17 protein-coding genes, 1 tRNA gene and 1 rRNA gene are annotated in these 20540 nt (G+C 48.6%); 1 reads left to right on the top strand and 18 read right to left on the bottom strand.

From position 1 onward, the window contains the following. Positions 1-78: 78 nt before the first annotated feature. The 14 genes from NSQ19_RS00335 to spoIIE all read right to left on the bottom strand — a co-directional run bounded on the left by NSQ19_RS00335 (position 79) and on the right by spoIIE (position 18025). Positions 79-1632 (bottom strand): 16S ribosomal RNA (locus tag NSQ19_RS00335). 395 nt (positions 1633-2027) lie between these two features. After that, positions 2028-3515: a lysine--tRNA ligase gene (gene lysS, locus NSQ19_RS00330; protein ID WP_013858029.1), complete on the bottom strand. Its 1488-nt coding sequence runs from the start codon at positions 3513-3515 to the stop codon at positions 2028-2030. 330 nt (positions 3516-3845) lie between these two features. Next, positions 3846-4364: a 2-amino-4-hydroxy-6-hydroxymethyldihydropteridine diphosphokinase gene (folK, locus tag NSQ19_RS00325; protein ID WP_133537102.1), complete on the bottom strand. Its 519-nt coding sequence runs from the start codon at positions 4362-4364 to the stop codon at positions 3846-3848. Beyond that, a complete protein-coding gene (gene folB / locus NSQ19_RS00320; RefSeq protein ID WP_013858027.1) occupies positions 4357-4725 on the bottom strand; it encodes a dihydroneopterin aldolase in 369 nt (122 codons plus the stop codon). Before folB ends, folK begins: the two co-directional genes overlap by 8 nt. Further along, positions 4703-5539: a dihydropteroate synthase gene (gene folP, locus NSQ19_RS00315; RefSeq protein WP_017554387.1), complete on the bottom strand. Its 837-nt coding sequence runs from the start codon at positions 5537-5539 to the stop codon at positions 4703-4705. The genes folB and folP overlap by 23 nt, the downstream gene beginning before the upstream one ends. A gap of 228 nt (positions 5540-5767) precedes the next feature. Beyond that, complete coding sequence (gene cysK, locus NSQ19_RS00310) at positions 5768-6694, bottom strand: cysteine synthase A (RefSeq protein ID WP_014096549.1); 927 nt, start codon at positions 6692-6694, stop codon at positions 5768-5770. Between the two features lie 336 nt (positions 6695-7030). Beyond that, positions 7031-7912: an Hsp33 family molecular chaperone HslO gene (hslO, locus tag NSQ19_RS00305; RefSeq protein ID WP_046721997.1), complete on the bottom strand. Its 882-nt coding sequence runs from the start codon at positions 7910-7912 to the stop codon at positions 7031-7033. Positions 7913-7927: 15 nt separating this feature from the next. Beyond that, positions 7928-8698, bottom strand: a complete 771-nt coding sequence (locus NSQ19_RS00300) for a type III pantothenate kinase (RefSeq protein ID WP_017553409.1) — start codon at positions 8696-8698, stop codon at positions 7928-7930. A 153-nt stretch (positions 8699-8851) separates the two neighbouring features. Next, positions 8852-10864, bottom strand: a complete 2013-nt coding sequence (gene ftsH, locus NSQ19_RS00295) for an ATP-dependent zinc metalloprotease FtsH (protein WP_029141883.1) — start codon at positions 10862-10864, stop codon at positions 8852-8854. Between the two features lie 166 nt (positions 10865-11030). Next, the gene (gene hpt / locus NSQ19_RS00290; RefSeq protein WP_013858021.1) at positions 11031-11579 is read right to left on the bottom strand and encodes a hypoxanthine phosphoribosyltransferase; all 549 of its coding nucleotides are present in this window, start codon (positions 11577-11579) and stop codon (positions 11031-11033) included. Next, complete coding sequence (gene tilS / locus NSQ19_RS00285) at positions 11563-12999, bottom strand: tRNA lysidine(34) synthetase TilS (RefSeq protein ID WP_265114558.1); 1437 nt, start codon at positions 12997-12999, stop codon at positions 11563-11565. The genes hpt and tilS overlap by 17 nt, the downstream gene beginning before the upstream one ends. A gap of 354 nt (positions 13000-13353) precedes the next feature. Continuing rightward, positions 13354-14343, bottom strand: coding sequence for a serine/threonine protein kinase (locus NSQ19_RS00280; protein WP_013858019.1), 990 nt, complete (start codon positions 14341-14343; stop codon positions 13354-13356). Beyond that, positions 14309-15046, bottom strand: a complete 738-nt coding sequence (locus NSQ19_RS00275) for a VWA domain-containing protein (RefSeq protein ID WP_013858018.1) — start codon at positions 15044-15046, stop codon at positions 14309-14311. Before NSQ19_RS00275 ends, NSQ19_RS00280 begins: the two co-directional genes overlap by 35 nt. 492 nt (positions 15047-15538) lie before the next feature. Then, positions 15539-18025 (bottom strand): stage II sporulation protein E, encoded by a 2487-nt coding sequence (spoIIE, locus tag NSQ19_RS00270; RefSeq protein WP_013858017.1) that lies wholly within the window; start codon positions 18023-18025, stop codon positions 15539-15541. 204 nt (positions 18026-18229) lie between these two features. Here spoIIE and NSQ19_RS00265 point away from each other — a divergent pair. Then, positions 18230-18303, top strand: a tRNA-Met gene (locus NSQ19_RS00265). Positions 18304-18477: 174 nt separating this feature from the next. Here NSQ19_RS00265 and NSQ19_RS00260 read toward each other — a convergent pair. The 4 genes from NSQ19_RS00260 to yabP form a co-directional block, all read right to left on the bottom strand. Then, positions 18478-18900: a S1 domain-containing RNA-binding protein gene (locus tag NSQ19_RS00260; protein ID WP_133537108.1), complete on the bottom strand. Its 423-nt coding sequence runs from the start codon at positions 18898-18900 to the stop codon at positions 18478-18480. A 73-nt stretch (positions 18901-18973) separates the two neighbouring features. Further along, entirely contained in the window at positions 18974-19369 is a 396-nt protein-coding gene (locus NSQ19_RS00255; protein ID WP_265114560.1) for an FtsB family cell division protein, read from the bottom strand. A 49-nt stretch (positions 19370-19418) separates the two neighbouring features. Next, positions 19419-20048 carry a spore cortex biosynthesis protein YabQ gene (yabQ, locus tag NSQ19_RS00250; protein WP_041818559.1) on the bottom strand — a complete coding sequence of 210 codons (630 nt, stop codon included), beginning with the start codon at positions 20046-20048 and terminating at the stop codon, positions 19419-19421. After that, positions 20045-20350: a sporulation protein YabP gene (yabP, locus tag NSQ19_RS00245; protein ID WP_017553419.1), complete on the bottom strand. Its 306-nt coding sequence runs from the start codon at positions 20348-20350 to the stop codon at positions 20045-20047. Before yabP ends, yabQ begins: the two co-directional genes overlap by 4 nt. Between the last annotated feature and the right edge of the window lie 190 nt (positions 20351-20540).

The following is a 20540-nucleotide window of genomic DNA, read 5'->3' as shown; positions in this document are numbered from 1 at the left end:
ATCGTGTTTCCTTTATCTCAGTCGAAGACTTCGAAATCCGTACGCCGATGAACGAGCGCCCTACGCTTTTCCCCTTAGAAAGGAGGTGATCCAGCCGCACCTTCCGATACGGCTACCTTGTTACGACTTCACCCCAATCATCTGTCCCACCTTCGGCGGCTGGCTCCGTAAAGGTTACCTCACCGACTTCGGGTGTTACAAACTCTCGTGGTGTGACGGGCGGTGTGTACAAGGCCCGGGAACGTATTCACCGCGGCATGCTGATCCGCGATTACTAGCGATTCCGGCTTCATGCAGGCGGGTTGCAGCCTGCAATCCGAACTGGGAATGGTTTTCTGGGATTGGCTTAACCTCGCGGTCTCGCAGCCCTTTGTACCATCCATTGTAGCACGTGTGTAGCCCAGGTCATAAGGGGCATGATGATTTGACGTCATCCCCACCTTCCTCCGGTTTGTCACCGGCAGTCACCTTAGAGTGCCCAACTCAATGCTGGCAACTAAGGTCAAGGGTTGCGCTCGTTGCGGGACTTAACCCAACATCTCACGACACGAGCTGACGACAACCATGCACCACCTGTCACTCTGTCCCCCGAAGGGGAAGGCCCTGTCTCCAGGGAGGTCAGAGGATGTCAAGACCTGGTAAGGTTCTTCGCGTTGCTTCGAATTAAACCACATGCTCCACCGCTTGTGCGGGCCCCCGTCAATTCCTTTGAGTTTCAGCCTTGCGGCCGTACTCCCCAGGCGGAGTGCTTAATGCGTTAGCTGCAGCACTAAAGGGCGGAAACCCTCTAACACTTAGCACTCATCGTTTACGGCGTGGACTACCAGGGTATCTAATCCTGTTTGCTCCCCACGCTTTCGCGCCTCAGCGTCAGTTACAGACCAGAGAGCCGCCTTCGCCACTGGTGTTCCTCCACATCTCTACGCATTTCACCGCTACACGTGGAATTCCACTCTCCTCTTCTGCACTCAAGCCTCCCAGTTTCCAATGACCGCTTGCGGTTGAGCCGCAAGATTTCACATCAGACTTAAGAAGCCGCCTGCGCGCGCTTTACGCCCAATAATTCCGGACAACGCTTGCCACCTACGTATTACCGCGGCTGCTGGCACGTAGTTAGCCGTGGCTTTCTGGCCGGGTACCGTCAAGGCGCCGCCCTGTTCGAACGGCACTTGTTCTTCCCCGGCAACAGAGTTTTACGACCCGAAGGCCTTCTTCACTCACGCGGCGTTGCTCCGTCAGACTTTCGTCCATTGCGGAAGATTCCCTACTGCTGCCTCCCGTAGGAGTTTGGGCCGTGTCTCAGTCCCAATGTGGCCGATCACCCTCTCAGGTCGGCTACGCATCGTTGCCTTGGTGGGCCATTACCCCGCCAACTAGCTAATGCGCCGCGGGCCCATCTGTAAGTGGCAGCCGAAGCCGCCTTTCCTTTTTCCTCCATGCGGAGGAAAAAACTATCCGGTATTAGCCCCGGTTTCCCGGCGTTATCCCAGTCTTACAGGCAGGTTGCCCACGTGTTACTCACCCGTCCGCCGCTAACCTTTTAAAAGCAAGCTTTTAAAAGGTCCGCACGACTTGCATGTATTAGGCACGCCGCCAGCGTTCGTCCTGAGCCAGGATCAAACTCTCAGTAAAGATGTTTGATAAAAGCTCAAAAAGAATTTGACGTTTCGTTTTGTCCAGTTTTCAAGGAACAATCTAAGTTGTTTTCTAAGCGACTTTAATATTCTACTGCAAACAAATACTATTGTCAACAACTTTTTCAAATCTGTATTTTTAAGTAGGCATTTAATTAGCCAACGAATAATACTATACCATGTATTTGGTACGAATGCAACAGCTTTTCGCCATTTATTTTTCAAACAAGCTGAAGCCTGCTCTCTTTCAGCAAAACAAGAAAAAGGCTTACCGCTGGCCGTAGCCAATACAATTCACAAAAAACCAGCCGCTTGAACGTTAATATTATTTAAAATGATGTTTACAAAAAGCAGCGGTTCCTGCCCCGCTGCTTTTTGTAAGTTTTGCTTTGCTTAATCCCTGCTTTTCATTAATGGGAAGAGCAGCACGTCCCGGATAGACGGGGCATTGGTCAGCAACATGACAAGCCGGTCAACGCCGATGCCGAGTCCTCCTGTTGGCGGCATGCCGTATTCCAATGCTTCAATAAAGTCTTCATCCATTTGGTGCGCTTCGTCATTCCCCTGCTCGCGCTCTTTCAGCTGGTTCACGAAACGTTCGCGCTGGTCGATCGGGTCATTCAGTTCGGTGAAGGCATTGGCATGTTCACGGCCGACAATGAACAGTTCAAACCGGTCTGTAAACCGCGGGTCTTTTTCATTTTTTCTAGCAAGCGGCGAGATTTCGACCGGGTGCCCGTAAACGAAAGTCGGCTGGATCAGTTTTTCTTCTACCCTTTGCTCGAAAAATTCATTGACGATATGCCCGTATTCCATATGTTCCGTGATTTCAATATGGTGTTCTTTTGCAAGTGCCCTTGCTTCTTCGGTGCTTGTCACATTCCAGAAGTCGACGCCCGTATATTCTTTAATTGCATCGACCATATGCAGGCGGCGCCATTCCGGTTCAAGATTTACTTCATGTTCGCCGTACCGGATGGCGGTGGTGCCGAGTACTTCTTTTGCTGTGTGCACAATCATGTTTTCAGTCAGCTGCATAATATCGTTAAAATCCGCATATGCTTCGTACAGCTCAAGCATCGTGAATTCCGGGTTATGGCGGGTATCGATTCCTTCATTGCGGAAAACGCGGCCGATTTCATAGACTTTTTCCAACCCGCCGACAATCAACCGTTTCAGGTGGAGTTCAATCGCAATCCGCATATAAAGGTCGATATCGAGCGCATTGTGATGGGTGATAAACGGCCGTGCAGCCGCCCCACCTGCAATGGCATGCATCATTGGCGTTTCGACTTCCAAATAGCCGTTCTTGTCCAAATAATTGCGGATGGACTGGATAATGCGGCTTCTTGTAATGAACGTGTTTTTACTTTCTTCACTCATAATCAGGTCGAGATAACGCTGACGGTACCGCTGCTCGATGTCCCGCAGGCCGTGGAATTTATCCGGCAACGGGCGCAGCGCTTTTGTTAACAGAATAAATTCTTTGACTTTGACGGACAATTCGCCCACTTTTGTCCGGAAAACCGTGCCTTTAAGCCCGACAATGTCGCCAAGGTCCGTGCTTTTGAATAACTCGTACTGTTCTTCGCCGACTGCGTCCTGGCGAATATAAAACTGGATTTGCCCTTTCAAGTCCTGGATATGGGCAAACCCGGCCCTTCCTTTCCGCCGTTTTGTCATGATCCGCCCGGCAATGGCAACTGGAATCTCTTTTTCTTCCAGTTGTTCTTCCGTGCATTCGCCGTATTTTTGTTTTAATTCTTCCGTGTCGGTTGTCCGTTCAAAACGCTTGCCGAACGGGTCCACCCCTTTTTCGCGGAGCGCCTCCATTTTTTCTTTCCGGACCAGATACTGTTCATTTATATTTTCGCCACTCATCTTTTTTCCTCCAATCGTTAAAAATGCCGGCCAATATGATAGAAAAGGAAAGACGCCTTTCCTTATTTTCCGCCCTCTTCAAGTATGAAAGGTTCTGCCGCCCAACATTAGCCATTATAGACGTATACCTCTATTATTGTACACAATCTTTCGCGTTCAGACATCCTTTCACCAGGTTTTTTCTTTGTATGTATACAAGCAAGTACTGCCGGGATTCCTCCGGCAGTACTCCGTTACATGGCCTGTCGTTGTTTCCGTACCGGTTATACACCAATCCGTATTTCAGTATAAAGCCGCCGCCGGGTTGTTTAAAATGCCCGGGGGTACCCTTTATGGCAAGAAAGCAGTATCCCCTGTGATCTGTTTCCACAGCCGGACGCCTTCTTTGTCTGCGCATTTTTTCAGCAGCTCCGCATACGGGATTTTGGTTACAGGGTCGCAAAGTGCATTGTCCAATTCCGTGAGGGGAACCAAAACAAATGCCCGTTCATGCATGCGCGGGTGCGGAATGGTAAGATTCTCTGTTTTCATATTTTCCTGATTATACAACAAAATGTCAAGGTCTATTGTCCGCGGCCCCCAATGAATTTTCCTTTTTCTCTGTAACTTTTTTTCAATCTCAAGGCAGGCAGCGAGCAGGCCAAAAGGGGATAACCCCGTTTCAATTTTGACAGCCATGTTTAAAAACTGTCCCTGGTCTGTGTACCCGACAGGTTCGGTTTCATAAATGGATGAAGCTTTGCAAACCTTTATGCCCGGGTTGTTTCCAAGCAACCGGACGGCGTGCTGAAGATAATCAAATCGCGGTTCAATATTGGATCCGAGTGCCAAATAAGCGAGATTATCCATTCTTTCTTCTCCTTGTAATTTCTACCGCAACGGACTTGTAATGGCCGGGAATGGGCGGGTCCGGTTTGGTTACTTTGACTGTGACTTCCGCAACTTTTTCATATAAAGCGAGAATGGAAGCAGCCAGTTTTTCTGCAACAGCTTCAAGGAGCTTGAAAGGCTGCCCTTCAACAATTTTTTTCACGCATGCATAGACATCCGCATAACTGACGGTTTCTTCCAGCCGGTCGGTTTCGCCCGCCCGCTTTAAATCCAGACCAAGCACGATGGATACACGGAAGCGCTGGCCCAGTTTGTTTTCCTCGGGCAATACGCCGTGGTAACCGTAAAATTCCATATCATGAATATAAATTTTGTCCATCCTGTTCCCCTTTTCCGACGAGGGCGTCCATCATTTTCACCATTCTGCTTACGGGTTTTACATCGTGGACACGGACCATATGGCAGCCTTTCATGATGCCAAAACAGCATACCGCCCCGGTGCCTTCCATTCTTTCGCCAGTCGGCAGCCCCAGCACGCTTCCGATTATGCGCTTTCTTGAAGCAGCAAGCAGGACGGGATAGCCGAGTCCAACAAGTTTGTCGAGGTTCCGCATCATTTCCATGTTTTCCTGAAAACCTTTCGCAAACCCGATACCCGGATCGAGGATGATTTGCCGGTCTTCGACACCTGCTTTTTTTGCAATCGTAATGCTTTCATACAGATCGTTCAAACAGTCCCGCATAAAATGTTCATATTGCGGGTTTTCGCGGTTATGCATTAAAATAATCGGAACATCGTACTGTGCGGCTACATCGGCGATTTCCGGATCCCGTTTTGCCCCCCATACATCATTGATGATATGTGCGCCCGCTTTTATTGCTTCTTCCGCAGTTCTCGCTTTATACGTATCAACAGAAAGCGGCGCCTGGACTTTTCCTGCCACAGAATGAATGACCGGCAGGATTCTGTCCAGTTCTTCCTCCGCTGATATCGGCTGATGCCCCGGCCTTGTCGACTCTCCGCCAATATCGAGCAGATCGGCACCGTCCTGTACCATCTGATACGCATGTTCCACCGCTTTTTCAGGCTGAAAAAAATTCCCTCCGTCCGAAAAAGAGTCGGGCGTTACATTTAATATGCCCATCACATAGGTTTTTCGGGTAAAGTCGAACGTAAACGGACCACACTTCAACTTCTGTTCTCCCCTTTTCTCAGTTCAATAATTATAGTCTACCACATCCGCAGCCGGGGATTAATACGATATGCAAAGATGCCGGCTTCCCGCAGCGGGCCCGGGTCCTGCACTGAAAATCCCAATCTTTACTGTTCAGGCAGGAAGGGGGTTGCGTTTCAACCCGCATACATAGGTTTGCGAAAAGAAAAACCCGCGGGGGCCGTTCCTCCGCGGGTTTTGCCGTTCTTAGTCTTCAAACTGGTAAAGCGGGGTACTCAAATAGCGTTCGCCGGTATCCGGAATGATGGCAAGCACTTTTTTGCCTTTGCCGAGTTTTTTCGCCACTTCAAGCGCGGCATAAACAGCAGCGCCGGAAGAAATCCCGCCGAGAATGCCTTCTTTTGCAGCTGTATCTTTTGCCGCTTTGAAAGCCTGGTCCGTTGTGACACGGATAATTTCATCGTAAATTTCTTTATCGAGTGTTTCGGGGACAAAGTTGGTGCCGATCCCCTGGATTTTGTGCGGGCCCGGTTTGCCTTCAGACAACAGCGGGGAGTCATCCGGTTCAACCGCATAAATTTTGATGCCCGGATAAGCTTCGCGCAGCGCCTGGCCAGCCCCTGTAATCGTTCCGCCGGTGCCGACACCGGCAACGAATGCATCGAGCTGGTCTCCCATTTGTTCAATAATTTCTTTACCGGTTGTCAAACGGTGGATTTCCGGGTTGGCCGGGTTTTTGAATTGCTGCGGCATAAAATAGCCGTTTTCTTTTACAAGTTGTTCCGCTTTGTTTACTGCACCTTTAATGCCTTCAGAGCCCGGGGTTAAAACGAGCTTTGCCCCGTATGCACGCAGCAGGCTGCGGCGTTCCATGCTCATTGTTTCCGGCATGACAATGACAGCTTTGTATCCTTTTGCAGCCGCAATCATTGCAAGCCCGATTCCCGTGTTGCCGCTTGTCGGTTCAACAATGGTGTCGCCCGGTTTTAAGCGCCCTTTTTGTTCAGCGTCTTCAATCATTGCAAGGGCAATCCGGTCTTTGACACTGCTGGCCGGATTGAAATATTCCAGCTTCAAATAAACTTCTGCGTCATTTTCATTTGTCAGACGGTTTACTTTTACAACCGGTGTGTTGCCGACCAATTCAGCAACAGAGTTCACATACTTTGCCAAAATCATCCACCCCATATTCCGAGTATTTTTATTGGTTTAATATCTAAAAATTAACATCTTTTTACGCAATTGTCAACCAAAACGCCTTGCTATTCTATGACAAAGTGCCTAAGAAAACGGAAACGGCAAAGAGTCGCTTTTTTAGCCACTGGCGCCGGGTCTTCTTGATCAAACGGCGGCTTAATTGCAACGGCGGGGCAAGCTTCCGGCAATCGAACAGGCCGGCCCCGGTTAGCCAACTTGGTTAAAAGCTGCCTATTCGCGCTCGAGGGGCCCGCATTCATCTGAAAAGGAAGGCCGTTTTGCTGAAAATCTCCTGCCCTCACGGCTTTTACCTTACCCTTTTGCTTCTTCCAGCATTTGTTCCAGATCTTCACGACTGAAATGGTATTTTTGGCGGCAAAAATGGCAGACGGCTTCAGCTTGTCCGTCTTCCTCGATCATGTCCCGGAGCTCCTGTTTGCCGAGGCCGATCATGGCAGAAGCAAATTTTTCTTTGGAGCAGGTGCATTCAAACCGTACTGCCATTTTCTCCAATATCTGCACATTTTCTTTGCCGAGCAGATTTGCCAATATTTCTTCCGGCGAAAGCCCCTCGCGGATGAGTTCGGAAATCGGCGCGGTATCGGAAATTTTATTTTCAATTTCCGAGATGACTTTCTCGTCTGTTCCCGGCATCAACTGGATGATAAACCCGCCGGCAGCCAGAATCGTGTTGTCAGGATTGACCAGCACCCCGACACCGACTGCAGATGGCACTTGTTCGGAAGCGGCAAAATAATACGTAAAATCTTCGCCAAGCTCGCCGGATACAAGCGGAACCTGGCCTGAAAAATGCTCGCGCAGTCCGAGGTCTTTCACAACGGTAAGCGTCCCGTCTGTCCCGACTGCACGCCGGACATCCAGCTTTCCTTTTTTGTTTAAATCAAAATGGGTTTGCGGATTGGTAACATAGCCCCGGACTTCCCCGTGTGCATTCGCATCTGCCAGAATGACACCGATCGGGCCGCCGCCTTCCACTTTGATCGTAATTTTTTCATCCCCCTTCAGCATGGCCCCCATCATCGCCCCTGCTGTTAACGTTCTGCCCAGCGCGGCGGAAGCCGTCGGCCAGGTGTAGTGCCTCCGTTGCGCTTCTCCAACGGTTTCCGTTGTGTCCGCAGCGTATGCCCGGACCTGTCCGTCATACGCTAATGCTTTAATTAAATAATCCGCCAAAAGAAAAATCCTCCTTTAATGCTGTAAGTTTCGGTTATAAATCAAGTGCAACCCTTTTAAAGTCAAAAATTGGTCGACAATATCAATGCTTTTTGATTCTTTTGCAATGAGGGGCGCATGCCCGCCTGTTGCAATGACGACCGGGTCTTTTTTACTTTTTGCTTTCATCCGGGACACGATACCTTCAACCTGCCCGACATAGCCGAAAACAATGCCTGCCTGCATGGCGCTGACGGTGTTCCGGCCAATAATATCATCCGGGCTCGCGATTTCTATCCGGGGCAGTTTTGCCGCTCTCGAGTACAGGGCTTCCGCCGAGATGCTGATGCCCGGCGCAATGGCTCCCCCCATATACTGCTTTTCCTCGTTAATATAACAATAAGTGGTTGCTGTCCCGAAGTCGACAATAATTAACGGGCTGCCGTATTCGTGGATGCCGGCGACTGCATTGACAATCCGGTCTGCCCCGACCTCACGCGGATTATCATATTTAATGTCGAGCCCTGTTTTAACCCCAGGGCCGACGATCAGCGGCGAAACGTGGAAATATTTGCTGCACATCCGCTCCAGTGCGTACATGATCGGGGGCACCACAGAAGAAATAATAATGCCGGTAATATCTTTAAAGTGAATGCCGACATGGCGGAACAAGGCTTTCATGGACATGCCGTATTCGTCTTCTGTTTTATCCCTTACTGTTTGAATGCGCCAATGGTATTTTAATTCATCTTTATCGTATACACCTAATACAATGTTTGTATTCCCAACATCGATCACCAATAACATTATGCTCACCACTTTGTTTTTCTGTTTAGTTTTTATGCAACCATCATACCATAATCTCCGTGATTTAGAGAATGCTTTCATTTGGTTCCCGCTGCCATAAAAAAACACCGCCTTTTTTTCAGACGGTGCTTTTTAAAGTGGTTTTACACAATATTAAAGCTGGTCATCATCTGCCGGTCTTGACGGCCCCAGTTTCCCCGGGCGCTTTTCTTCCGGCATCCCGTTATCCGAATTATTTCCGGCACCTGGATCCACTTCTTTTATGCCGCCCTGCTTCGGCTGCAGGTTCACGCGCGGCTCGGTCCCGCCGATTTCAGCTGGATCCTGTGGCTTCGCAGACGGTTCTGGCAACGTGCCGTGTTCAAACAGATGCTTGATTTGTTTTGCATCCAATGTTTCCACTTCAAGCAGCGTTTTTGCGATCAGTTCCAGTTTATCGCGGTGTTCGAGCAAGATCTGCCGTGCCCGTTCATAACAGGTTTTGATGATATTTTGAATTTCCGTATCAATTTCGTAAGCAATTTTATCGGAATAATTTTGGTCATTGTTAATGTCTCTGCCCAAAAATACCTGGCCTTGCGAAGAACCGAACTGGAGAGGACCGAGCTTATCGCTCATCCCGAATTCAGTTACCATCCTTCTCGCAATGCCGGTTGCGCGTTCAAAGTCGTTGGATGCGCCCGTTGACACTTCACCGAACGTAATCTCTTCGGATACACGGCCGCCAAGAAGCCCCGTAATCTTATCGAGCAATTCCGGTTTTGTCATGAAGTAACGGTCTTCCTTCGGCACCATCATCGCATACCCGCCGGCCTGTCCGCGCGGCACAATGGTCACTTTCTGGACAATTTCCGCTTCATCGAGCACGAGCCCGATAACGGTATGCCCAGATTCATGGAAGGCCACAATATTGCGTTCTTTTTCTGAAATGACCCGGCTCTTTTTCGCCGGTCCGGCAATGACGCGGTCTGTCGCTTCATCAATGTCCTGCATGTCAATTTTTTTCTTGGAAGCCCTCGCCGCAATCAACGCTGCTTCATTGAGCAGGTTTTCCAAATCGGCTCCGGAAAAACCCGGTGTCCGCTGGGCAATCGCTTTTAAATCGACGGACGGGTCAAGCGGTTTATTGCGCGCATGGACACGCAGTACAGCTTCACGCCCGTGGACATCCGGCCGGTCAACCGTAATCTGGCGGTCAAAACGCCCCGGCCGCAGAAGTGCAGGATCAAGAATATCCGGGCGGTTTGTTGCCGCAATAATGATGATCCCTTCATTGGCGCTGAATCCGTCCATTTCAACAAGCAGCTGGTTCAACGTCTGTTCGCGTTCATCATGACCGCCGCCGAGCCCTGCACCACGCTGGCGCCCGACTGCGTCAATTTCATCAATAAAGATAATACAAGGCGCGTTCTTCTTCGCATTTTCAAACAAATCACGTACCCGGCTTGCACCGACACCGACAAACATTTCGACAAAATCAGAACCGCTGATGGAGAAGAAAGGAACCCCTGCTTCACCTGCAACTGCCCTTGCCAGCAATGTTTTACCGGTTCCCGGAGGCCCGACAAGCAGTACGCCTTTCGGTATACGGGCACCCAGTTCGGAAAACTTACGCGGATCTTTTAAGAATTCGACGACTTCGACAAGTTCCTGTTTCTCTTCATCCGCGCCGGCAACATCACGGAAACGGACTTTCTTTTTGTCGTCATTGTAAAGCCTTGCTTTGCTCTTCCCGAAATTCATGACACGGCCGCCCCCGCCCTGTGCCTGATTCATCATGAAGAAGAACAGAATGAAAATAATCACGAACGGAATAATGGACGTTAGGAAAGAAACCCATCCATTCGTTTCTTTTGCCTGGAGGACATCGACTTTCACTTTTTGATCGTGCGCCGCTTTATCGATCCGGTTCAGCATGGACTGGTCATCCATGACATACGTAATAAACTGTTTATTGCCGTCTTTCAGCAGGCCCCGGATCTCATAAACGCCCCTTGAAGGCTGCGTTGTTATACTCTTTACACTGCCATTATCCAAATAAGAAACAAATTGATCATAGGATATCGTTTCCGTCGTTTCGTTGCTGCGGTTAAAAAAACTTACGATCCCGATCAAGACGACAAATAATAATACGTAGAAAATTGTATTTCTGAAGATCCGATTCATTCCTTACCTCCTCCCACGGTCTTAAAAAACTATATTCAATAGTACTATAGTGGTTTTTAATTTAACAATATTTTGCACCCGTTTTTCATCTTTTTTTCACAGACCGTCTGCTTTTCCATACATATAGCCTGAATTTCACAAGGATAGTCCTCTTTTTCCGGAATTCTTATTCCCCCTCATGGGTATAAACAGCCGGCTTCAGGATGCCGATATACGGAAGGTTGCGGTATTTTTCCGCATAATCAAGGCCGTATCCGACAACGAATTCATCCGGGACAATGAAACCGACGTAGTCAGCCTGGATGTCCGCTTTCCGTCCCGATGGTTTGTCGAGCAATGTGACGATTTTAATGGATTTTGCTTTCCGGTAGCGGAACAATTCAACCAGGTAACTGAGCGTCATCCCGCTGTCAATAATGTCTTCAATAATCAAGACATCGCGCCCTTCCACCGAGGTATCCAAGTCTTTTAAGATTTTGACTTCCCCGGATGAAACAGTGGAATTCCCGTAGCTCGATACGTCCATAAAATCCATTTCCAAATATGTATCAATATGCTTGACAAGATCGGCCATAAACATCATGGCGCCTTTTAATACCCCGATTGCAAGCGGAAATCTGCCATCATACTCCTTCGTCAGCTGCTCCCCCAATTCCTTTACTTTTCGCTGGACTTCCTCTTCTGCAATTAGGATTTTTTCAATATCCTGATTCATCTTGCGATTGCCCCCTAGAAGTTGTTTGCTTACAATAGTGCACGACATAATAGGTTTCATCAGGTAAAATAAGCCCGGATTCAAATTTTGCTTTTTTCAGATTCGGAAGCCACAGGATGTTCCCTTTTGAATCGGTTACAACCGGCCACAAATCCCGCTCCGGCTTTGAAATTTTCTCATCAATAAATATATCTTTTACCTTTTTTGAACCATTTAGTCCTTTTGCTTCAATTCTGTCCCCCGGTTTCCTTGTACGGACAATAAGGGGGAGAGAAGTGTCGTTTATGTGTAATAATAGCATATTCTTTGGCAGGGATGAATATGAAATTTTGCTTTTTACAAGCTTTATCGTATACCCGTTCGGCAGATCAATCTTCATCCCTTCATCCAAGACGTATTGATATGCAGAACGGGCGGGGCGGCGCCCGAAAGAAAAGGCCATGCGCCCGTAATCCCTTACAGCCTTTAATCCGCCGGGGAGATCGGCGCTCCCGGACGGATTGGAGCCTGAAGCCAGTTTTAAAACGGCATCTGTATGTATCGCTGTGACGTCTTTTATGTCTTCATTGTAAAGATATTTTAATATTAGATGAATCGCCCGCCTTTGTAAAGGCATAGGCATCTCTTTGAACTTCCGGAGATCGAGCGTGCAAGTTCCGGGCCCTGTTTCCGCCATCTGCTTTAATTTCTCCTGCGCCAGCCCGTAAAGATAGGTTTCATCTTCCAAAAGCTCTTCACTGAATCTTTGAAAATGCAAATGGGCCCGCGGATTTTCTTTTTGTAGAAAAGGCAGTACGGACGCGCGAAACCGGTTTCTTGCAAAGGCGGGGGATGCGTTGCTTTCATCGGTGCGCGGCTCCAGATGATAATGGGCGCAGTAATCTATGATTTCTTTTTTGGTCGTGCCCAACAGCGGGCGGATGATGTCACCCTTTGCAAACGGCCGGCGAAACGGAATGCCTGCCCTTCCCTTTCCGCCTGCGCCCCTGGTAAGCCGCATAAGCACCGTTTCCATCTGGTCATCGCCATGGTGGCCCAGTACAACTTTATTGGCGCCGGTTTTCTCCATTGTTTCAGCGAGAAAAGCGTACCGGTATTTTCTCGCTGTTTCTTCAATGCCAAGGCCTTCTTCCTCCGCTTTTTCCAGCACCGGGATTTCTGCCGTTTCACAACCGATACGGCAAGATTCACAGAAGCTTTTGACAAACAAAAGGTCTTTACGGGACGCTTCCCCTCTTAGCATATGGTTGACATGGGCGGCTGTTATCTTTACACGGAAGCGCTCTATCCGCGAAGTGAGAAAGTGGAGGAGCGCAAGGGAATCCGGCCCGCCGGAAACCGCTACGAGCAAATGGTCTCCCGCCTCAATCAGCTGGTGTTTCCTGATAAAATGGAATACGTTGTCCTCAAATGCGAGCATAAAACCTGTCCTTTTCGGTACCGTTTTGTTATTTCCATTGTAACACGGGCATTTCCAAATTTCTAAACATATTCCGCCTTGAGAATGGGTGCCGGTGTATTTATCCTGAACATTTATTTCCACCCCTTTGGCGCTGATCTTGCCGCATGGACGTTTTCGTAAAAATTTGCGCTGGCATTTTTAAACGGCCGGAAATTTGCGATGCTTTTCTTTATAAAAAGGCGCATGTCTCAATAAAACATGTGATGGCCATCCTTGCCCGTACCCGCATGTTGCCGCTGCGCGCATCTTTTCGCCCATGCTGAAATCCCGGACAAGGAGCCGCCGCATGAACCGGCATAAATTTGTGGATATTTAAAAAGGGATGCTGGTTTGTCCGTAAGTATAATACCAGTATAACATAGAGATCATCAAGATGATCATCATGGCAGCCACGAACCTTTTAAATTTTCGGAATCTGCGCCTTTTTGAACGAGACTGTCCGGGTTTTTGTTTTTCCGGCCTGTGCGTTGTTTTGGCTTTCTTCTTTTCTCCGTCCGCAGTCAGCAGATTAAGCATGTCCTGCCTCATTTCAAAAGCTGTCTGGTATCCACCCCCCAGCGCTTTCCGCAGCACCGCCTCAAATTTGCACAGCCCGGCATGTTGCCTGACCGCCGCCATCAGCTGCGGGAAGCCATTTGCCTGTTTTTTTAAAAACCGGTTCGGATAAGCGAGATTGATCATCACCATTGCGGCGGAAAACAAATCATAGGAGGGCTCGGCTTTCCGCGATCCCAACCCCCAGTAACCCCTGTCAAAAAACTCCGTAAATTCTTTTACAGAACGCCCGATCTTTGTCATCCCGCCCGGGTCAATGCAGCGGATCCTGTTTCCAGGCGTCCCGACCAGCAAGTTTTCGGGCTTCAAGTCCCCGAAAATCCATCCCTGTTCATGCAAATGCTGCAAATCGGAAAGAAGCTGGATCACAAGCACTGCCGCCCAGGAAAAACCTTTCCCGGAAACAAAGGAAAGCAGGTCCGGGCCTTCTATATATTCCATGACATAAAAGGGAATGACCTCCCGCCCGCGTTCCCAGTCATCCGCTTCCAAAAAGGAAGGCCCGAGGGACTGCCCCCGGGCCTTGGATATGGTTTTTAGTACGCTGGACTCGGAGGCCACCTGGGCAGTGCTCACACCGGCTTTTAATGCAACCAGACCGGCCGCCGATTCCGCCAGATATACTGCGCCATTTGCACCGGCCCCAAGGCGCTTTAGCAATCTGTACCGGTTTTTATGCCATTTCCCCGTCACAACCGTACCCGGCGGATCATTAAATGGATTCTTCAAAGTATTGTCCGTCATCATGCGTATGATATCCCCTCAGCTTCCTTTTCCGGTCAAAATGGCGGATCGCCTCATGAATGGCCGGCCCTGTCGGCGTAATCCCGCCTGTCTGCAGTTTCGGAAATATTGCCGCCAGCGATTCCAGTTTCGGTGTCCAGTCAAGCAGTTTCTCCGTCTCTTTCCTTTTCCCAGGAAATATAAAAACTGAAAATTGGTTATTTCCCATCCGCGCATTCAGGCTTAAAGACAAATCAAGCAAAGCTTCTTTTACCGTCTCAAGCTTCGGTTTCATGCTTGCGCTTGTATCGACGAGCACAAGAATGTCCAAATCCACTGTTTCCCCCAGCTCATCCACCACCTCCAACACATCGCCGCGTTTTTCAGGCGGCAGTGCTTCAATGGATCCGTTACTTCCCAAAATGTGTTTTAATTCCTTGTTCACGATTCCCTGAATCGTCTGGGTCATCGCTTTCCGTGTGACCATTTGCACAGTTTGCGATAATTGTTTCGTATATACGATCTGGCTGACGCCGCCCCCTGACATGGCGATATTTTGAATTTCCGCTGCCCCTTTTTCATCAATGATATCCCGTTCCATGACGCCAATTACATTAATGGTTATGCCTGCTTCCCTTGCCAGTGCCGCAGCTGCAGCCGGATCACCCCCTTGGTTTGAACATCCGTCCGTAATCAGCAAAATTTGTTTTAAAGTGCCTGCATTCATCTTTTCTCCTCCTTGTTATTGACGGCATTTCTTGCGTTTTTACCATCATCGACAATCGGGAGAAAATATATACCGTTGCCTTCCGCTTCTTCTATTTAATTCCCGCTTTTCAGACATATCTTCGCTTGTAAAGTGCCCGCCTGAAATTCGGGCGCTTTATCAAGCAAACGTTCCAATCCTAACGAAATTCCCTTATCCGGCCGCCCGCCTCCTTTTCTATCCTGAAAAATGGTGCCCGTTGATGTTCATTCCTTTTCTCCTGTTGCCGCGTTCATTGCGGCACAGGCTTCTGTCCTGAAAATGTGCGGCGGCTGATGTTCACCCTTTTGCCCGCCCTGCACGCTTTAGCATAGGTGCCCCGCCTGAATATTCAATTTTATCCTTTCCGTACCGCATTTTTAGCTGATCGTGGACACGTGCGCTGTTTCTGCTTGCAGCCGCCGTTTTGGCCCGGCCGTTTCAGCACGTATCGCATTCAGTGTGGCACGGCATCTAAGAGATCATTTTTTTTCCTTTGCTGACCGGGATAGCCGCCCATTTCGGCGTATTGTGTTTGATTTTTGCAACGACGACCGTCATATCATCTTCAATTAAACCGGATCGCGAACGGATCACTTCTTCTATGAGCAGGTCGGCAATTTCCTGGGGATTTTCCGTTTCCAGCTCCCGGATTTTCCGCTTAATCCATAATTCCGGGTTTTCAATGTAACGCGGGCCTTCCAAAATCCCGTCACTCATCATGATTAAAATATCGCCGGCTTTCAGCTGCCGGGAAACGACATCCACATCAAATTCCTGGATCATGCCCATCGGCAAATTCCCGGATTCAATTTTGATCACTTTATCGCCGCGTTTGATAAAACTCGGCGTCGATCCGATTTTTAAAAATTTGCTGCTTGCATCCTGCAGGTCGATCATCGCCAGATCAAGCGTGGAAAACACTTCTTCCTGCGTCCTCAGCGCCAGAATGGAGTTCACCGATTTGATCGCAATTTTTTCTTCTATGCCCGATTCCAAAATCTGCCGCAAAAGCCTCAGTGTCTCATTGCTTTCGTGATGGGCGCGCTCGCCGTTTCCCATGCCGTCACTGATGGCAATGGCATACTTTCTTGAGCCAAGCTCGATCATTGAATAACTGTCACCGGATATAAAACCGCCTCCTTTTGCGGCATGCGCCACACCAGTGTCGACGACAAACGCCCTTGCCGAACGGAATGTCACATAGCCAAGCCCGCCCGACTGCGAACCGAACTCTTCTTTCTGGACAACAATTGTTTCCCCTAATATATCGGAAAGCATTGGCGCGATGATCTTTTCGCATTCGCCATAGCCACTGTACTGCGGCAAGGTTATATCAATGTCAATATTGCCCGACTCCAGGCTGTAAATTTCCACCTGGTCAATATCGAGCCCGAAGTCCTGTAATGACTCAAGAATCATTTCTTCCTGCCGCTGATGGTTCTCGCGCTCCCGCTGAATTTCCTTTGCAAAATCCCCCATGACTTCCGAAACGCCCTGCAGCTGTTCTGCGACGATTTTCCGGCTTTCTTTGATCATTTTTTTGAACTTTTGATTGGCCTGGTAAAACGTCAATTCCTGGTTGATCGCTTCTTCCACTTTTTGGGCCCTGACACAATGTTTCTCCAATTCGCGATGGACACGCCTCGAAACCGCTCCGTCCCTTTCACTCAGGTCCTCCATCGTCATTTTCATCAAATCATATGTTTTATCAAAGTTTTTCGCCCAGCACTGCTCTTTTTTGAAGCAGGTCTGGCATGTCCGTTCCGTAACATTGCTGAAAAAATAATCCAGATCCCGTTCGCGGTCCTCCTCTTCTTTCGTATGGTCATACTGCGAAAAGCTTTTGGACAGCGCTTGGAAAACGGACGAGAACTGCTCCACGCGGTGAACCGTCACATCGCGCACTTTCCTTAAATATTGCTGCTGCTCCTTCATATATTCGGCTGTCCCCGGGATATGCCGCGCCATTTTGGCCGTAAACGGGGACGGCGTTAAAAAGAAAAGGGCAATGCTCACGCATGTTTCATACAGCGCAGCGCTTAAAGACGCCCCGGCATCGCCGTACATCGTAATCAGCAGGGTGGCAACAAGCATCCCGGCAGCAGCACCCCCGCGCTTCCCTTCTTTTAACAATCCGCACAGGAGCCCTGCGAACGCAAGCAGGCTCATTTGATAAAAGCTGGACACGTTGGCAAGGCTGAAAATGAGGCCGGTCACAACCCCGACAGTGGAACCGACCGTCGCACCGCCGACAAACGCAAACAGCAGGACAAGATAGCGCGAAAAAATATGCTCGACGGACAGCCCGTTCACCGTCCAGCCGATTGTCCCGGTCAAAACGGACGCGAGCACAATGATGAGGCTGACGACTTCCTCCGTCTTTAATGTTTTTTTTCGCCTTGTTTGTGATAAGATTGGAATGCTTTGCATAAATATCATGGTAAGGATAAAGGTTAAGCACGATTCCACACCCGCCATCAGGCCGTCATAAAAAGAGAGCTGGAACTGCTGCTGAAGATAAAGATAAGCGCATTTTGAAACGAGCGAGACAGCAAAGATGTAAAAGGGCAGCACCCGTGTTTCCTCTTTATGGTATTTGCCGAACAACCTGAATACAAGAATAAAGAGGATGGTCGAAGCCAGCGTGTACATCCCGTTCGCAACGGATAATGTTAATCCGCCCGCAGTGAGGCCGAGCAGCGTGATGGGCGCCTTATCCCGTTTCATCACATAGACAGCTGCGAAAAACGGCAATGCAAACGGCGTAAAATGGGACAAAATAAGGGCCCTTCCCAGCAAAAAGCCGATGATCAAAAGGCTGATGCCTTTTTGGATAAACAACGATTCAAATTTCCCCCGGAGCTGCTTCCACCCTTTCGCAAACTCTTTTTTTGTTTCCTCAAGATCCACATGGCCCCCCTGCTCGATCATTCCCCGCTCAACTTTCCCCAAATTCATCATAAACTCCCCCTCATCACTTTGATACAAGCAATTATAAAAGGACAAGTTTTAAAAGTTTGTCAAAATTCCAATGCAACACCAAAGAAAAGTTCGACTTTTTCCACAAATATGCGATGCATTTTACAATTTTTTTAAAAAGAGAAGTTGACAAATGGGTGCAGTGCCGTTATTATAGAAAATGTGCTTTTTCATTTAAGCCATGGCGGCGTAGCTCAGCTGGCTAGAGCGTACGGTTCATACCCGTGAGGTCGGGGGTTCGATCCCCTCCGCCGCTATATTCGTTTTGAAAAAACCGGCCCGTTAAAGGCCGGTTTTTTTCGTGTGATTCGGCGATTTTTGTCCGAAACAGTAAAAAGAAAAAGCGGATCCGACAAACATTTCTGTTTGAACCGGTTCCGCCCTCCAATGAAAAGCAATGATACGGATATATGAGTCAACTAGACAGCAAGTTAGCCTCTTCTCGCGCCGCGGCCGCCGCGTTTCGATTCTGTATTTCGTTTGAGCGAAGACAGGCGATCTTCACTGTCTTTCAAAAAGCGCGCCATTATGGATTCAAAATCTTCTTTTCCGCGGTTATTTCCCCGGCCATGCCTTTGCGGCCGATGGGAATGGGACTGGGATTGGGATTGCTGCGCCTGGTCTTTCGCCTTGCGGATCGACAAACCGATTTTCCCGTCTTTTTCGACATTCAGCACCTTTACTTCAACGATATCGCCGACTTTTAAATGGTCATGAATATCTTTTACATAGTTATCAGCAACTTCACTGATATGAACCAGCCCGGTTGAGCCGTCCGGCAATTCGACGAAAGCCCCGAAATGCGTGATGCCTGTTACTTTACCTTGTAACTTGCTGCCTGCTTCAATTGACATAAAAAAAATTTTCCTCCTTAAAAGATAAAAAAATCAACCTTTAACATATTATAACGAACATGAAAAAAGAGTGTCAATAAGACACGTCTTCTTCTTGGGCATTCTTTTTGGAATCAGGCAGATTAAAGATGATCTCCCCTTTTTTGGAAAGGAAATATTCGCTGCGGGCGAGTTTTGCAATATAGTTATCATCTTTCAGTTTCTTAATCTCGCTTCTAAGCATCGCCTGCTGCTTGTCAATGTCCCTTACCTGGTGCTCCAGCTTTGCTTTTTGTTCTTTTTTTGCAGCGAGCTGTGCGTTCCGTGAGACCAGGGTAGAGACGAGCAGTGCGGAAACAAGCACTGCCATAACACCGAAAAGCGCCAATCGCCGGAAAAGCAGCTTGCGCCTTCTTGCCAGTACTCTTTCTTTGACCGATTGCTGTTTCGTATAAGCATTGTCCATTGAAGCAATATTGCGTCCCAACATACTCCCTCCTAAAAAGCCCTAGGCAGAGCGGAAAGTACAGCCACCGGGCTTATCTTTTAAAAAACTTACCGATCCGGTTTTTCAGTTTGATAAACTTATTCTGGATTGTTTTCCAAAATCCTGCCGTTTTCATAAAAAAACGGTCAAAAGAGGCGCGCAGCGGATTGATGCGCCATAAAAAAACACCCAGTGCGGAAAACGGTTTAAGCCCGGTCTTTAATATCCATATTACCATTTTTGCCATCATTTTTACAATCGTATAAAGCAATCGCCCCGCGCCGAGAAAAAGGGCAAACAAAAGAAGGACAAATCCTTTGGCCGGGCGGAAAACAAGAAGCCGGAACATGCCGGCTGTAAACCGGCCAGTGCGGCATGCTGCCTGGATGCACCATTCCAAAAGCTTCAAGTAACCGTTTTTGAATAATGCCTGGTAAGCGGCAAACCCGCACAAGAGAGCGATAAAAATATAAAACCGGACTTCCCCGGCGTTTACCAGGAACAGGACATAAAACAGCAGCAGGCTCTGGAACAGCCAAAAAAGGACATCATGGACAAAGACAACCCAGCGCTTTCTGTTCCGCCTTTGCAAAAAACGGTTATACGTATCAAGGGTGCCGCCAAAAAAGCTTCCCATCGCGATCATGGCAAGCATCGTATAAAATTGCACGCTCAGGCTCATCTAAACAGCTTGCTAAAGAGTCCCTTAGCTTTCTCCCCGTGATGGTCATCCAAATAAACAAGATCAAACACTTTCCCTTTTATCGAGACGACCCCTTTGTCAACATCCAGGTTTTTCATTTGCAAATTCTGCCCGCGGATGGCCAGAAAACCCATTACCGTTTCCAGCAAAAACTCCTCATTGTCAAAGCTTTCCACCTGTTTCACGCCGGTAATATCCAGCAGCTTGCGGCCGCGCATCATCACATCGTGTTCCTGGAGAACCGGTTTGCTGCCTTGCGGTGTATTATAAAAGTCACTCATCCTGATCCCCACTTTCCTTGTCCAAACTTTGTACTATACTATGCCCGTCCGGACAAAAAAAGACCAAAAGGGAACGGCACACGAAACGGAAGCACGGCCATGCGGAATTCGCGCGGCCCTCCGGAAACGCCTTCCCGCAAAGCTTCCATTCCGCAACTGCATCGGGCGTATGGCCCATCTCCCGCATATC

Origin of the sequence: Weizmannia sp. FSL W8-1119, assembly GCF_038008605.1 — a bacterium.
Classification (GTDB): Bacteria; Bacillota; Bacilli; order Bacillales; family Bacillaceae_C; genus Weizmannia; species Weizmannia coagulans.
Note: the sequence above shows the minus strand (reverse complement) of the source record. Positions and strands in the feature narration are given on the sequence as shown.